The sequence below is a fragment of the Paenibacillus sp. N119s genome (assembly GCF_059447605.1).
Genome location: NZ_JCAJRU010000013.1, coordinates 26,540 through 41,578, shown reverse-complemented (window position 1 = coordinate 41,578; position 15,039 = coordinate 26,540). Strand labels below are relative to the sequence as shown.

Annotated in this window: 18 protein-coding genes; 11 read left to right on the top strand and 7 right to left on the bottom strand. The window is 45.4% G+C overall.

The annotated features are described in order from the left end of the window. A partial coding sequence (locus AC5V8P_RS03480) for a DUF5695 domain-containing protein (RefSeq protein ID WP_495473555.1) occupies positions 1 to 1,942 on the bottom strand: 1,942 nt, incomplete at its 3' end. Between the two features lie 151 nt (positions 1,943 to 2,093). Here AC5V8P_RS03480 and AC5V8P_RS03475 point away from each other — a divergent pair. Further along, positions 2,094 to 2,732: a pentapeptide repeat-containing protein gene (locus AC5V8P_RS03475; protein WP_064796605.1), complete on the top strand. Its 639-nt coding sequence runs from the start codon at positions 2,094 to 2,096 to the stop codon at positions 2,730 to 2,732. A 71-nt stretch (positions 2,733 to 2,803) separates the two neighbouring features. On the opposite strand, the gene AC5V8P_RS03470 is transcribed toward AC5V8P_RS03475, so the two are convergent. Together AC5V8P_RS03470 and pdxR are read right to left on the bottom strand one after the other, a co-directional pair. Continuing rightward, a complete protein-coding gene (locus AC5V8P_RS03470) occupies positions 2,804 to 3,232 on the bottom strand; it encodes a DUF1259 domain-containing protein (RefSeq protein WP_064796604.1) in 429 nt (142 codons plus the stop codon). 130 nt (positions 3,233 to 3,362) lie between these two features. Beyond that, positions 3,363 to 4,892, bottom strand: a complete 1,530-nt coding sequence (gene pdxR, locus AC5V8P_RS03465; RefSeq protein ID WP_063211449.1) for a MocR-like pyridoxine biosynthesis transcription factor PdxR — start codon at positions 4,890 to 4,892, stop codon at positions 3,363 to 3,365. Positions 4,893 to 5,007: 115 nt separating this feature from the next. Here pdxR and AC5V8P_RS03460 point away from each other — a divergent pair, with 115 nt between their 5' ends. The 7 genes from AC5V8P_RS03460 to AC5V8P_RS03430 all read left to right on the top strand — a co-directional run bounded on the left by AC5V8P_RS03460 (position 5,008) and on the right by AC5V8P_RS03430 (position 10,644). Further along, entirely contained in the window at positions 5,008 to 5,619 is a 612-nt protein-coding gene (locus AC5V8P_RS03460) for a pyridoxamine 5'-phosphate oxidase family protein (protein WP_063211451.1), read from the top strand. Between the two features lie 243 nt (positions 5,620 to 5,862). Then, positions 5,863 to 6,447 carry a TetR/AcrR family transcriptional regulator gene (locus tag AC5V8P_RS03455; protein ID WP_064796603.1) on the top strand — a complete coding sequence of 195 codons (585 nt, stop codon included), beginning with the start codon at positions 5,863 to 5,865 and terminating at the stop codon, positions 6,445 to 6,447. A gap of 112 nt (positions 6,448 to 6,559) precedes the next feature. Beyond that, a complete protein-coding gene (locus tag AC5V8P_RS03450; protein ID WP_222847805.1) occupies positions 6,560 to 6,661 on the top strand; it encodes a YjcZ family sporulation protein in 102 nt (33 codons plus the stop codon). A 353-nt stretch (positions 6,662 to 7,014) separates the two neighbouring features. Beyond that, positions 7,015 to 7,470: a MerR family transcriptional regulator gene (locus AC5V8P_RS03445; RefSeq protein ID WP_063211455.1), complete on the top strand. Its 456-nt coding sequence runs from the start codon at positions 7,015 to 7,017 to the stop codon at positions 7,468 to 7,470. 40 nt (positions 7,471 to 7,510) lie between these two features. Beyond that, positions 7,511 to 8,722, top strand: a complete 1,212-nt coding sequence (locus AC5V8P_RS03440) for an MFS transporter (protein WP_063211458.1) — start codon at positions 7,511 to 7,513, stop codon at positions 8,720 to 8,722. A 27-nt stretch (positions 8,723 to 8,749) separates the two neighbouring features. Then, positions 8,750 to 9,178 (top strand): universal stress protein, encoded by a 429-nt coding sequence (locus tag AC5V8P_RS03435; protein ID WP_064796602.1) that lies wholly within the window; start codon positions 8,750 to 8,752, stop codon positions 9,176 to 9,178. Positions 9,179 to 9,222: 44 nt separating this feature from the next. Beyond that, positions 9,223 to 10,644, top strand: coding sequence for an aldehyde dehydrogenase family protein (locus tag AC5V8P_RS03430; RefSeq protein WP_064796601.1), 1,422 nt, complete (start codon positions 9,223 to 9,225; stop codon positions 10,642 to 10,644). Positions 10,645 to 10,793: 149 nt separating this feature from the next. Here AC5V8P_RS03430 and AC5V8P_RS03425 read toward each other — a convergent pair whose 3' ends face one another. Continuing rightward, positions 10,794 to 11,588, bottom strand: a complete 795-nt coding sequence (locus AC5V8P_RS03425) for an SDR family oxidoreductase (protein WP_064796600.1) — start codon at positions 11,586 to 11,588, stop codon at positions 10,794 to 10,796. 75 nt (positions 11,589 to 11,663) lie between these two features. Next, positions 11,664 to 11,960 (bottom strand): DUF1330 domain-containing protein, encoded by a 297-nt coding sequence (locus AC5V8P_RS03420; protein ID WP_064796599.1) that lies wholly within the window; start codon positions 11,958 to 11,960, stop codon positions 11,664 to 11,666. A gap of 484 nt (positions 11,961 to 12,444) precedes the next feature. Between AC5V8P_RS03420 and AC5V8P_RS03415 the strand changes: the two genes are divergently transcribed. Next, complete coding sequence (locus tag AC5V8P_RS03415) at positions 12,445 to 13,011, top strand: NAD(P)H-dependent oxidoreductase (protein ID WP_064796598.1); 567 nt, start codon at positions 12,445 to 12,447, stop codon at positions 13,009 to 13,011. 110 nt (positions 13,012 to 13,121) lie between these two features. Here AC5V8P_RS03415 and AC5V8P_RS03410 read toward each other — a convergent pair whose 3' ends face one another. Then, complete coding sequence (locus AC5V8P_RS03410; RefSeq protein ID WP_155762539.1) at positions 13,122 to 13,391, bottom strand: hypothetical protein; 270 nt, start codon at positions 13,389 to 13,391, stop codon at positions 13,122 to 13,124. A gap of 463 nt (positions 13,392 to 13,854) precedes the next feature. Between AC5V8P_RS03410 and AC5V8P_RS03405 the strand changes: the two genes are divergently transcribed. Continuing rightward, on the top strand, positions 13,855 to 14,058 hold the full coding sequence (locus tag AC5V8P_RS03405; protein WP_064796597.1) for a helix-turn-helix transcriptional regulator: 204 nt from the start codon (positions 13,855 to 13,857) through the stop codon (positions 14,056 to 14,058). After that, complete coding sequence (locus tag AC5V8P_RS03400) at positions 14,055 to 14,267, top strand: hypothetical protein (protein WP_064796596.1); 213 nt, start codon at positions 14,055 to 14,057, stop codon at positions 14,265 to 14,267. Before AC5V8P_RS03405 ends, AC5V8P_RS03400 begins: the two co-directional genes overlap by 4 nt. Positions 14,268 to 14,520: 253 nt before the next feature. Here AC5V8P_RS03400 and AC5V8P_RS03395 read toward each other — a convergent pair whose 3' ends face one another. Then, complete coding sequence (locus tag AC5V8P_RS03395) at positions 14,521 to 14,985, bottom strand: AbrB/MazE/SpoVT family DNA-binding domain-containing protein (protein ID WP_063211474.1); 465 nt, start codon at positions 14,983 to 14,985, stop codon at positions 14,521 to 14,523. Positions 14,986 to 15,039: the final 54 nt, after the last annotated feature.

Genomic DNA, 15,039 nt, shown 5'->3' with positions numbered 1-15,039 from the left:
ATGCATAGCCCGCCAGCGAGGTCGTGTACTGGAAGTTCCACCAATTCTCTCCGGTAATCGTGACCGGATCGGCGTAATAGTACCAGACAGGCATATGACCGCGTGCAGCGCGTGTTTTGGCATTGATTTTGCCCATCGTGGTCGTATTGCCGTTCATTTTGGCTAGTGTATACACCGCCTCTTCGCCTGTATTGTCATAGTTATACTCAGAGCCATAGGGATAGGTGGTATTTTTGAAATTGTTGTACTTGGTAGCCATTTTGGCAATCAGGTCGTTAGCTTCGGTAGTCAAGCCTTCTTCCTGAAGTGCTTTGATGATATCCGGTGTGGTCAGCTCACCCATGAGTCCCGTGTTCCAGTTATAAGCAACAGGACCCTCATACAACGTTTTAAAAATACGGTAAGCGCGTAGCAAATATGTGTTTTTGCTATTGCGATAGCTGATCAGGTTGGGATATAGCTTGGCAAGTTTATACATGCTGAAAAATGTATTATAGATGTGCGGATAGGCATAGCCCCGATACGTAGGTGTCGTATTAGGCTGCGGCATCAGAAAATCAGGGACGAGATAATCCGTATGATGGCCTTCCATCAGATTCGTCCAGATAGCCACCTCCAGATAATCGTCGACCGCCTTGATTTCAGAGGCCACGGGCTTATGAACATTTTTCTCCGCCAGAAACTGGCCGTGAGTTAATCCCCAATCATCCCCCCAGCCCCAGTAGCCGGCAAAGCTATTGCGTCTGGCCTTAGATTGCATCATCCAGTCATCAAACACTTTGTCCCGTAAGTCTCCCGGTACGTTCCATTGCGTGCTGTTGACCATGAAGGTGGAGTGGCGTTGAAGCGCAGTGTCGACTGGCTCAATGGCATAGAACTGGAGAACGGTTTTTTCCCCGTTACCGTAGTTCACTGTAATATTGTTGTGACCCAATCGACCTAGTTTGAGTTCATATATTTTGTGGTTTGTAGGGGCGGTTTCCAAATAGCTGAGGGTCGTTTCGGAGGGATACTGCGCAGTGACAGAGGTAATGGATTTACGGGTATGCAGATCGAATTTAGCCTTCAGATTGGTCGGGACAATCATACCCGGAACTACGGTCACATCCACATGTCCCTCGCTGTATAGCCTGTCCTTTACAGCCTGCTCGTCTGTTACCTTGAAAAATTTAAAAGCATACGTTTTGCTTTCACCAGGGGCCAGCGACAAACTAGTGTTCTCCAGATAGCCGCGATTAGTGCTTTTGATGACATTGGAGCGGATATAGAATACATTCAATCCTTCAGACCAGCCGCCTTGATCCATAGCCCATGTACTGCCTTGATGCTCCTCGACTCTCCAGTGGTCTTGATATTCGAGACCGGCGCCCGTGGAGGCATCAGGCAGCAGTAGGATATACGGACCGATGCCACTAGGCCGTTCAGCGGTAATAAAGGAGCTGTGATGACCTACAAAGGAATGAGAGAGTACCCTGGTTTCATAGATTTGTTCGTTATTGCCGCCAGACCAGTATTCATTAAAAGGAAGCGGCAGCCCCCAATCTCCGATTTCCAGCGTTTGATTAGAGGTATTTGTTACTTTCATTTGCCAATGTAAATAGTCGTTAACCAACGAATAGGTTTCATGTAAAGTGAAGTTGCGTATTCCCTGAGGGTTTGAGGAATTTTGATAGGATACCTGGACGCTGTTACCAGAGGAGGTAATCTGGCGCGCATCAGCAGAATTGCTTGTCCATGCCCGAATCCACGCCCCATTACCGAGACGATAGGTGAACATGAGTTCACCCAGCCACTGATGATCTGGTGTATTTTGCTTAGGTGCGTTGGAGCCGTTCATGACATAATTCGTATTAAAGGTGTCTCCTGTCAGACGTAAGGAAGAGATATCTCCATAATCCCCGATCGAGATGGAGAATATTTGATTCGATAGCTGTACTGCCATGCTATCCACCTCCTAACAAAGGTTCGTGAGTGTACTCACATGTTAATATATGTGTCAGAAATATTTTTGCTACTCTATGCGTGAGAATGAATAGAAAATAGATTCATATAGAGGTCATGAGAAGTCTATTCATAATGGAGGTAGAGGTGTCATGAAAAATAAAATAGAGTCCCCGAAGATTCCTGTAGAATTACCCTTATTAAATGAAGAAATGTATTCCATACGATCCAAAGATGAACTTAGTTTAGGGGTAGTAGAGGGTATCATGTTGGACAATATGGGGGCAGTCAAGGTCTCATTAGAGAAGATGACTTTTAAAAATGTAACTATCACAGAATCGTCATTGCCAGAAAGTGAATGGACAGATCTCATTTTTGATAAATGTGATCTGTCCAATATTAATTTTTCCGGTTCCTTTATCCATCGGGTAGAGTTTAGAAATTGTAAATTACTCGGAACGGACTTTTCGAGAAGCAGACTCCAAAACGTTCGTTTTCTAGATTGCTTGGGGGATTATTCGATGTTCCGTTTTGCTAATTTCAAGCAAGTTGGTTTTGAGGATTGCTCTTTGAAAAGTGCAGATTTTTATCATTTAACACTACAAAAAGCTTTTTTTACCCGTTGCAATCTGGATCAAGCCATCCTGTCGGGGTCCAAGCTCAAGGGAATTGATCTCAGTGATTGCGAATTTGAGGGATTACAAGTGGAAATAGAAGACTTGAATGGCTGCATCATCTCACCGCATCAGGCTTCATCCTTTGTAGGCCTTTTGGGGATAGTGATTAAATAAGGGATTCAGGGCAAAAGTAGCCTGAACAAAAAGAGATCCACCTAAGCGGATCTTTTGCATTTATTGATAGCTTATTTCTTTGTAACCACCGGCCGTACAATCTTTGTCGTCAAGACATTAAGCGCGTCACGCACTTCTGCGGCGAAAACAAGCGGCTTTTCTACTTTTTCGAAGTGGATGTACCAAAGGTTGGGGTTATCGAATAGCCAGTGGTTGTGCAGCGCCGTCACTTTGACACCATGTTTGCGAAGCCGGGAAATAAACGGATTAATTTCTGCGGTCAAAATCACGGTTTCACCAAGACATAATCCTTTTCCGTTACGGCCAATACTTTCGAAAGAAAAAGCTTGCGGTATGGCAAGAAAGGATTTGGTCTTTTTCCCTAAAATGACCGGCTTAATGTTATTTCTGACATTAGAAGCAGTACAAACTCCGTTAACGACTTGAGGGGTTGCCTTTAATATAGCGGCAAACCGTTTACAAAGCGGACTAACTGCCATTTCTCTCACTCCAATTCTTTTAGATTACTAGCATCATATGAAAAAGTAAGGGAGTGGGAAGGGCAATTCTTCTTTATCGTTAGTCTAATTTGCTATATACAAAGTGCAAATGAAGTCCCCTTCTAAAGCCTCAGCTGAGCTCCATGATCCTATGTTTGATACTGTCCCAGGTCTGGCGCAGGCGCTTAACACCTTCGATAATTTGCTGCTCCGTTATGTGAGCAAAGTTAAAGCAGGCTGAGGGAGGCCCTGGTGTTAGCTGGTAATCAGCGGCATCCCGCCATGTGACTCCGTAAAATCGTGCTGACTGCATGAAATGATGATACTGGGCAGACCCATACTTCCAGATCGCATAGGCGTGCAGACCGCAATCGGTCTGATGCCAGTGAAACAGCTCACTTAACGGCTGGATTTCATGCTGGAATACGTCATAGCGTGATCTGTATATTCGAGTCATCCGCCGTAAATGACGAACGTAGTCTCCGCGCATCATAAAACGTGCCAGCGCGCGCTGCTCCAAGCGGGCAGGCGGCAGGGGATCGTATAGTCGTTTGGCTGCAGTCAGCGCTTGCGCCAATTCAACTGGCAGGATGGCATACCCGAGTCGAAGGCTGCTGAACATACTTTTGGAAAAGGAACCAACATAGATGACACATTCTGCGCGATCCAGTGCTTTTAACGGTTCTATGGGACGTCCTGCCCAGCGGAATTCACTGTCATAATCATCCTCAATGATCCACGCCCCCTTGGATGCCGCCCATTGCAAAATATGCTGTCGGCGTGTTAATGGCAGTACAGCACCGGTTGGAAACTGCCGTCCAGGCGTAACGAACAGGAGCTTGGCATCCCAATCCTGTGGAATAAGTCCCTGCTGATCCAGTTCAGCAGCGTGTATCCGTCCGCCTGAGGCGGTAACTGCACGATAGATGCCAGAATAACAGGGATTCTCCAGTACAATGTTATCTTGTTCATGAATAAGCAGCTGAGTTAGCAGCGTGATCGCTTCCATGGAACCGCTGCATAATACGACTTGATCCGGTGTGGCCGTAATTCCGCGTGTTCTGCCAACATGCTGGCAAATCGCTTCACGCAGCCATTGATCACCGTTCACTGGTGCAGGCGTCGAATCATCCGAAGGCTTCTGCAAGTCCTTGCCAGCGGCAGCCAATGCACTTTTCCATGCGATCTGTGAGCTGCCCTCCAATACAACTTCATCGGCTTGAAAAGAAATCATAGGCTGGTGCGCATCGTCTCGATCCGTAGCAGACACAGGAGTCGAGTATAAGGCTCGTTCTTTTTCGAGCTGCATTATTCGTTGTCCCCATGCTGACAGAGCAGGGACTTTTTGTTTTGCAATAGGCGGGTTTTGGTTCTGCAGGTTGATTCGAGATTCGTCTGGCAGCATTGCAGTCTGTTCCATAACAAAGGTTCCTCTGCCTACTACCGAATTTACATATCCTTCAGCCAGCAGCATATCGTATGCTTCTTTAACACTCCCGCGCGAAATTCCATACATCACCGCCAGATCACGACTGGAAGGCAGGCGCGTACCACTGGCAAGGGAGCCAGTCAGAATTCCCTCTCGAAGAGCGTGATACAATGCCAAGTATTTTAAATGATATTTTTGAAGCGTACGCTGATAAGCTATCGTAATATCCATACTTTTCTCCTTAGATTGGTCCAGTCATTTTCATTCATATTGGGTCTTTTTAATAATCCATTTTCAACATAATCTGAAATATATCATTGGTCAATAGATGGAAGGAGAGATAGCTATGAGAAGAAAAGAATTTACGGTGGCCGAACAAGAGGAAATAGAGGAGTTTCTGAACGAGGTCAGTTTCGGATTTTTAGGCATGAACAGCGAGGATGGTTTTCCGCGTGTAGTTCCTTTGAATTTCGCTTATGGGAATGGCGTTTTTTATATTCATGGCAGCCGTGCTGGAGAAAAGATGGAACGAATGAAGGAGGACAATAGAGTCACTTTTTCAGCAGCCAAAGAGTATGCGCTCATTCCGTCTTATTTTACCGATGAACATATGGCATGTCCGGCGACTTCATTTTTTAAAAGTATTACCGTGCGTGGTCATGCAGAGCAAGTAGTGGATTTGGAGGAAAAGGCATCGGCATTTTCCATTTTTATGAGAAAGCTGCAACCGGAAGGCGGTTATGATCTGATCGATGCCAGCGATTCACGGTATGCTTCACGTTTGAAAGGGGTCGCTCTGATCAAGATCGTCCCGCATGAGTGGACTGCCAAGTTTAAATTTGGCCAAAATGTTAAAGGGGAGGAACGTCAGCAGATTATCGACGGGTTGCACCAACGGGGACTGGATGATGATCTGACAACAATTGAAATGATGCGTAAATATGGCCCTCATCATTGATACATATGTATAATGCCGATGCCGATGTAAAAATTTGATTTCGATATGCTCATTTTTGCTCGCTCATCCGTCTAATTGGTTAATTATACCTCAAAGGGGATACCCTCGATTTTCCAAAACTTTCAGTCCTTCTGCATTAGGACTTTTGAAGGAAAGGTATATATCAATCCTCAAGCCCATTGTTCTTACTGCAAAGGAATTTTATAATACGATAGATTTGTGGTGTAGGGGGGCAAGACCGTGATGAGAGCTGGAGTCAGAAGTCGGGAGAGTCGGCGGTTGTTACTAGAAGCAGGGGCTGAAGAGTTCGCTCAGACGGGGTTTTACCAAACCAAGGTAAGTTCGATTGCGGCACGTGCAGGATTGACGCAGCCGGATTTTTATATTCATTTTGAAAGCAAGGAACAAATGTATGGGGAGCTTGTGGAGAGCTTCCGTACCTTGGTGAATGAGACGGTACAAAGCATGAAGATTGGCCCGGACTTCAGCGAGGCTGAAGTTTTAAGACGGGGACAAGCTTTTCTGGAAGCTATTTTTCGCATGTTGTCTAATAATCCGGCGATCACTCGTGTCGGATTTTACCAGGCGGCAGACTCAGTACACATCAAGGCAGAAATGGCGGAGCATATCAAGAAGCATCTGCTAGCGGCGCAACGCTGGGGTTCCTGCCGTGAGGAGCTGGACCCTGAACTGACAGCAGAATGTGTGATCGGCTTGATTGAACGGCTGACATTAACGAAGTTGCTGCCTGGACGTGAAAGCCCGTCTGTACTTGCCAAGCAGGCACGAAGCCTCCTGTATCACGGCATGCTCGCATCTGGAGAATAACTGAACCATATATCTCCACCCACATTTGGGCGACAAGCTCGGCATTTGTCCCTATCATGGACGGCGGCATAAGCATAAGATGCTTTTGTAAACCATGAAGGGAGGAATCACCATGTCTGGAGTAGGCGCTGGTTATGGAGCTTTTACATCTACAGGAGCGATTCTGGTACTTTTCATTCTGCTCGTTATTATTACCAAAGCATTCGTTATCTAATTCGCAGCACGAGAATTTGATTTCGGACGATTTGTTGTAAACGAGACAGGGGGAGGAGGAATTTAAGATGGGTGAAGTAGATAGAAGTTGTGGCGGTGGCGGCTACGGCATGTGGACTTCCACTGGAGTAATTTTGGTACTCTTCATTTTGCTGGTTATCATCACACGTACTTTGTTCATCTAATGTGATATTCATGGGCTTGAACGCCGATGCTTCGGGTCTATGATCATACAATTCCAAAGAGGAACCGTCTCTCGTTGAGGCGGTTTCTTTTTCTTTTAAAGTTTACGTTGACGTTAACGTTATATAGGCGTAATATTTTATATATAATTTTTTTCATAAGGTGGGTGTCATGGTTACGTATAAAATTGATGAGGTCGCCAAGCAAAGTGGTTTGACCAAGCGAACCATTCGTTATTATGAGGAAATCGGCTTGTTGCCCTCCCCGCAGCGCAGTGAAGGAAATATGCGGCTGTATACGCAGGAGGATGTGGATTTACTAAAAAAGATCGTGAGTGCCAAGGAAGTGCTTGGTTTTTCTTTGCAAGAGCTTCAGCGTTACATGACCGCAGCAGAAATGCTCAAGGGGCAGCGGGAGGAATATCGCGAGCGAACGGAGCATTTGCAACCGATCGAGCGACGGGCGATGTTGGAGGATATGGAACGTACACTGAACGAACAGTTGGAATTAATGGAGGGAAAAATCAACAGCATCCGTATGCTCCAGACTGAATTGGAAGAGCTGCGGGTCAGGGTTCGTGAACGCAAGATCCTGTTGGATGAGGAACTTGATCACAATCCATCATAACAATAACACTTACATTCAGATGTGGAGGTAACATTGTATTATGAGTTCACAACATGCATTACCTGAAGAGTTAAAAGAACGCGCAGGCTTGCTGTCTCAGCCCAAAGCCGTATGGGCGGTCGCCTTTGCCTGTGTTATTTCATTTATGGGTCTGGGATTGGTCGATCCGATCCTGCCGGCTATTGCTGATCAGCTTCATGCGACGAAAAGTCAGGTATCTTTGCTATTTACCAGCTATAATCTGGTGACGGGCGTCGCGATGCTTATTACGGGCGTCGTATCTAGTCGGTTGGGTGTCAAATGGACGTTATTAACCGGTATTTTATTCATTATTGTGTTTGCCGGGCTGGGTGGCACGGCCAATACGGTTGGTGGAATTGTGGGCTACCGGGCAGGATGGGGGCTGGGGAACGCTTTGTTTATCGCAACAGCGTTGTCTGCGATTGTAGGTCTGTCCACTTCCGGAACAGCTAAAGCGATTATTTTGTATGAAGCGGCCTTGGGGCTTGGGATTTCAGTCGGCCCGCTGTTAGGCGGTGAGCTGGGTTCCATTTCCTGGCGCGGCCCATTTTTCGGTGTAGCCGGACTGATGGTTATCGGATTTTTGTTCATTACGTTTATGCTGCCTTCGATTCCAAAGCCCAAAAAACGAGGTTCCATTGCGGACCCATTCAAAGCACTGAGTTATCCCGCTTTGTTCACGCTCGGCATTGTCGCATTGTTATATAACTTTGGATTCTTTACGTTGATGGCGTATTCTCCATATGTCATGCATTTAGACGAACATGGATTGGGTTATGTGTTTTTTGGTTGGGGAATTATGCTGGCCTTTACTTCGGTATTTGTAGCTCCTAAGATTCAAGCACGCTTTAGCGTGGTATCTTCCATTAGTGTCATGCTGACACTGTTCGCCATTGATTTAGGGGTTATGGCGATCGGGACTTTAGCAGGTTCGCCAACGACTGTCATTGTAGCCGTCATTGTGGCTGGTATTTTTCTGGGAATTAACAATACATTGATTACTACTGCTGTTATGCAGGCCGCTCCAGTGGAGCGCTCCACAGCATCTGCGGCTTACAGCTTTATGCGCTTTTTGGGCGGGGCTATTTCGCCATGGCTTGCAGGGAAGCTGTCAGAGTGGTACTCAGCAGAAACACCGTTTTACTTCGGAGCATTGATGGTATTGATCGGTGTAGCTGTGCTGATCGTACGTCGCCGACATATGCAGGATATTCAGGTAGATGCACACTAATATTGATCTTCTGGGGAGGAAAAGAGTATGAGCGAATTCAAACATATTCTGGTCGCGATTGATGGTTCGGAACACGCTATGAAGGCGTTGGAGTCAGCGAAAATGTTGGCCAAGCAGCTTCAGGGGGATTCGCATCTGACCGTATTGCATGTAAATCCGGCTTTGTCCATGAATGAACCCCCGGTTGGGATTGATGTGGAGGAGCGGATCGAGGAGGAAGGTCGCCATATCCTGGAGCCTGCAGCCGACTATTTGAAGGACGAGGGCATTTCATACCGTATGCTGGCGGGTCATGGTGATCCGGCGAGTATTATTTGCGAGACTGCACAGCAGGAAAAGGCAGATCTGATCATTATGGGAACCCGTGGACAAGGACTTGTTACGGAGCTGATTTTGGGTAGTGTGAGTCATTATGTGATTCAGCATGCACCTTGTCCGGTGCTGACGGTAAAATAGCAGTTAAATGGAGCATTGATATAGAGAAAAAGGAGGAGATCAGCATGCAGCAGCAGTTATTTATTGGTGGTGAATGGAAAACAGCCTCATCTTATATGACGCTAAAGTCACCGTATACCGGGGAAGTCATTGCTGAAGTAGCAGAGGCTACTGCCGAAGATGCCAAGGCCGCAATTCTGGCAGCATCGGATGCACGCGCACAGATGCGGGCCATGCCAGCGCACCAACGGTCAGCTATTTTGGAGAAGCTGGCTGACCTGCTGGAAGAGCGGCGAGACGATGCAGCGCGTATCATTGCACGCGAGGCGTCCAAGCCATGGAAGGCTGCGCTCGCCGAAGTAGATCGGACCGTGCAAACCTATAAGTTTGCAGCCGAAGAAGCCAAGCGCATCCACGGGGAAACCATTCCGCTGGATGCTGCACCGGGCGGCGAGGGCCGGATGGCCTACACGCTCAAGGAACCGGTCGGGGTAGTAGGAGCGATTACACCATTTAACTTTCCGATGAACCTGGTCGCTCATAAAGTGGGCCCTGCGCTGGCAGCGGGCAATACGGTCGTATTGAAGCCTGCGGAGCAGACACCGCTGGCGGCTTACTTGATCGCGGAGCTGCTGGAGCAAGCTGGATTGCCAGCAGGGGCTCTTAACGTGATCAGCGGCGATGGCAAAACAATTGGCGACGTACTGGTCACTGATCCACGCGTCAGCTATATCACCTTCACCGGTAGCCCGGCGGTCGGTACAGAAATTCGCTTCAAGGCTGGCTTGAAGCGGGTTACGCTGGAGCTGGGGTCCAACGCGGCTGTTATTATTGACCGTGATACGGATGTGGAAGCCATCATAGACCGTTGTGTGAGTGGAGCCTTTGCCAATCAGGGGCAGGTATGTATTTCAGTTCAACGTATTTACGTTGTTGATGAATTGTATGATCCCTTTGTATCGCGGTTTATAGAAGCGACTCGACGGTTAAAAACGGGAGATCCGTTAGATCCGGACACGGACGTATCGGCGCTCATCTCAGCCAAGGATGTTGAGCGTGTTCGTGAGTGGCTGGAGGAAGCAGTTCAAGCAGGCGCGAGGATTGCTCTGGGTGGTCATGCCGAAGGAGGGATTTTGGAGCCGACCGTATTGCTTGATGTGGACCCGACTTCCAAGGTGTCCTGCCGCGAAGTGTTTGCCCCGCTTGTGCTGATTCATTCCGTTAGCTCTATAGATGAGGCTATAAGCCATGTAAATGATTCTATCTATGGTCTGCAGGCAGGAATTTACACTCGTGATATCACCACCGCGCTGGATGCAGCGGACAAGCTTGAGGTTGGCGGCGTGGTGATTAATGATATTCCAAGCTTCCGTGTCGACCATATGCCGTATGGCGGTGTGAAGCAAAGTGGCACCGGACGCGAAGGCGTAAAGTATGCCATGGAAGAAATGCTGGAAACCAAGCTGGTCATTATTAAACGGAAGTAGTTATATGAAAGCCTATCGGATGGGCATTGAAAATACGCTCTGCGTAGAGTACCCATCCGATAGGCTTTTTTGCGCTTTTTACGCGATTGTCTGATGAAAATCAAGTGTTAGACTGAAAAATATTTGGTAAAGCTTATACGGCTAGATTTTTAGACCGTTGGAACTGTTCCACCGTCAATATTATACTCACTTCCAGTAATTGAAGCGGCCCGGTCGGATACCAGAAAAGCAACAAGCTCGGCGACTTCTTCTGGTAGTCCTGGACGACCCATTGGAATGCCTCCTAACGAGTCCATCAGTTGCTTTAATGCACTTTCTCTGTCGCCTGTCGTCTTAGCAATCCGATCAATCAAATTTTGTGCTGCCTTCGTTTCGATAAAGCCTGGCGCAACTGTATTAATACGAATACCTTGAGGCGAAAACTGCTTGGATAACCCCTTGCTGTAAGTAGTTAAAGCTGCTTTGGCCGCAGCATAAGCCAATGTTGCATCATATAGCGGCAAACGGCGTTGAATGGATGAAATATGAATAATAACACCAGAACCCTTTTCCACCATAGCCGGCAGCAATCCACGGTCTAGACGGACAGCAGCAAACAGATTGGCGTTAAAAGTTTGCTGCCAATGCTCGTCTGTCAAGATAAGAGCACCCCCGGATGGGGCTGACGAGCCTCCAACATTGTTGATAAGAATGTCTACACCGCCTAGGCGCTCTAGAACACAGTTTACTACTTTATCTACACCTTCTCGCGTACTAATATCGGCTGGAATAAACAGGTCTGGATCATCTAAATTAACTGGTGTAGTTCGAGCCGTAGTTATCACGGTAGCACCTGCAGCCGTAAGTCTCTTAGCAATAGCCTCTCCCATTCCTTTGGTACCGCCTGTGACCAAGGCCTTTTTGCCTTTAAACTCACTTAAAATACTTTCTAATTGAAAACTCATGTGAATAATTCCTCCTAATTTTCACAATGTGGTTGAGAAGTACCTCTAGGTATCTCCATTCCGAGTTCATTTGTCTTATGAACCTTGCAAACTATCGACAATGACACCTCGATATCGCCCTCCGCGCAGTCGATGCTTTAGGGCCGTTTGATAGGCTGGGCTAAAGTACCAAGCTTGTGCTTCCTCAAAAGTAGGGAACTCCAGAATCGCCAGCCCTTCAATATCGGGGCCTTCGAGGACCTGATACGCTCCATACATTGCTAGAGGTTTGACGGAATGTCCCGCCAAACCCGCCGGTGCCAGCTCAGAATAAAGTTGGAGTTCAGTTTGATCGATACTCTGTTCACGTATAAAAACAACATAAGCGGGCATAACATATCCCCTTTCTTATTTAAAAATTTTATTGTTCGTGTCATCCCTATCCATAATCAACACATCGTTATTGAGAGCGAGTAATTTAAACCTCCTATGCCGAGTATGCTGTGAGCGATCATTTCAAACTCATCATAGCAGTGATAATATGACTACAGGGTGTCATATTATAGAGGACAATTTAGATTTCTATAGGAAATATTGCCGTGATCAGACCTTTTTACAATCTTTTATAAAAAATTAAAAAACACTTTCCACTTGCCATGTAAAAAGGAATAAACTATACTGAGACCAATCAATTTGTAATTGATCAGTCACTAACTAATAGACTGAGGGTGATATTCATAAGCAGGATACCGCTCAAGTTTACTCAGGACGTATCTTAATTGGAACTATTAATTTAGCTTATTCAGTTCATTGAAGGAGTACACAGTTTTGTTATTGATCAATTACTCACTTTATTAGCAAATGGAGGAGAGAAAGAATGAAACATCTTATTATTTACGCACATCCGTCTGGGGAAAGCTTTAATCATGCAATATTGACTACAGCAGTAAAGGGGCTAAAGCAAAAAGGACATGATGTAGTCGTTCGCGATCTATATGATATCGGCTTTCAACCTGTACTCAGCAGTAGCGAGATCATTGGAGGAATTGGAGAAGATATTGTGCGGGAACAGAGGTTTTTGCAATGGGCAGAGGTGATCACCTTTATTTATCCGATTTGGTGGACGGGAATGCCAGCTATATTGAAGGGGTATATTGACCGCGTCTTCTCCTACGGATTTGCTTACAAATATGTAAACGGGGTGCAGATGGGACTGCTCAAGGGGAAGAAAGCTATTATCCTCAACACCCAAGGGAAATCACATGCGGAATATGCCAGCAACGGCATGGATCAAGCACTTCGCTTGACGTCCGACAAAGGCATATTTGAATATTGCGGACTTGATGTTATGTACCATCTATTTTTCGAGTCGGTACCTCAATCCGATGAACATACGCGTAAAGAATGGCTTCGTCAGATTGCAGACATGGCCAGCAAGGCCTGATGGAAATATGTTTTAGAAAATTTTCGTAAGATGGAACAACAATAGCCAATGACCCGTTCAAAAGACAGCGCCTTGATCTGCGGGCGCTGTCTTTCTGGTCGGTCTGATATTTATTTTTTTCGATTTTTAAGATTAGCGCTACGAGTTCCACCGGAAGGCCACTGAGAGCTACCGCCCTGATTGCCGCTTTGCCCGTGAGAAGGCCACTGATAGCTACCGCCTTGGCCGCCGCTTTGCCCATGAGGATGCCAATGCGATCCACCGCCTTGACCACCACTTTGACCTCCAATAGAGGGCATACTTGGATAAGGGCCTTGAGCCTGACTGATTTGAGTTACATCAATATAAGACTGTGTGCCGTTAGGATATAGCACTAACATTGATTTATTAGCAGGATCTACACTTTTTACGTAAGCAATGATCGGTTGACCATTAACTGTAAAAATACCCTACAAATTAACAGAATTACTCAATTCATTCGTAGTTCCGAAATGTTGTTGTGTCGGTCCCATCGAACCGCTAAAAGAACGTTTAGACAAGGTGTGTGTCTCTCCTTTAGATTGAATTTTGTGACATCATATGTGCAAACGTACTCGTTGGAATGGGCAAACGTTCCTTTAAGAGGATATTCTTTCTGGAAATCACTATCACCACGAAGCTTTATGGTGTCAACAAAATAGGCAGCGATGTCCACGGAGTTAAGGTAGAGATGACATTCATTTTATAGGAGGACTCAGTACCCAATTAATAACTTTGTGTAAAAACAATTTGACATTTTGGGATGATAAAATATAATTAATAATGTAAAATATTTTTTACATTATTGGGGTTAAGGTGGAGCCATTGAAAAATAACATTAGAAATGTGCGAAAGAGTATGAAACTCTCACAAGAAGGGCTTGCCAACAAATGTGGCGTTACAAGACAAACCATAAACGCCATCGAAAATAATAAATATGATCCTACCTTAGCGTTGGCATTCAAAATATCGATACATCTGAATACACAAATTGATAAATTATTTTTCTATGAGGAGGACATGGAATGAAATTACGAAAAGCTGACGAAATGGAAAAGTACCAAAGCGACCAATCTGCTAAATTTGGATTTGTTTTTTATACGGTTGCACTGCTGAGTTGGTCGTTATATGATTTTTTTACCAAGGATGATTCTGGATGGCAAATGCCCATTTTACTCATAGGGTGTGCCGTTTATTTTTGGACAAGGGTGGTTTATTACAGAAAAATGAATAAATAAACGAAATGACCTTCTCTAAATAGAAAAGGTCGTTCCCTTTAATTTACGTATTACTATTAATTGGCATTGTCTTCTTGAATAAGACATAAATCGCTTGCAAATCATCCAGTAGTTCTCTGTACCTAGTGTGGGATTTTCGTATATGTGTTTCCTGTTTTTTGTCGGTTAGCTATGATGCTGCGTATCACGGTTCAAAATTAGCTGTACATGATGAAATCTCTGGTGTATACCTATGTAGGGTAGCAAGCTGTAGTTATAGCATTTTTTTGAGCTGGGATATACGGGCTTGGGAAACCTCAAGTATTTTGGCATATTCGTGTTGTGCTGCATTGGGTTGCTTTTGCATTAATTCTTTTAGACTTTCAATCATCTGCTTTGTCGATCGCCGTAGACGTTTGGACTCTTTGAGCGGCCGTTGTCCATTGGCTAAAGCTGATTTAGCCGGTCTCTGAATAGGGCTAAAATTTACCCCCTTCTTTAAACTTTCAATACATTCTTTACAAATAAAACTGTCTCTAAAATAAGTCAATTGTTCTGCTGAACCACACATTTTACACGTCACCCCGGTATATTTTCGAAAGGCGAGAATACCAGTTTCCTCATCTGCGAAAATCTCAACGGGATCACCTACATTAAAATCCATGGAAATTCGCATTTCTTTGGGAATGACGATACGGCCTAACGCATCTAGGGGACGTGTCATACCTGTACTTTTCAAAGTAAAACCTCCTTTTTTTATATCCTTATAATACTAAATAATTATGATAAAAAA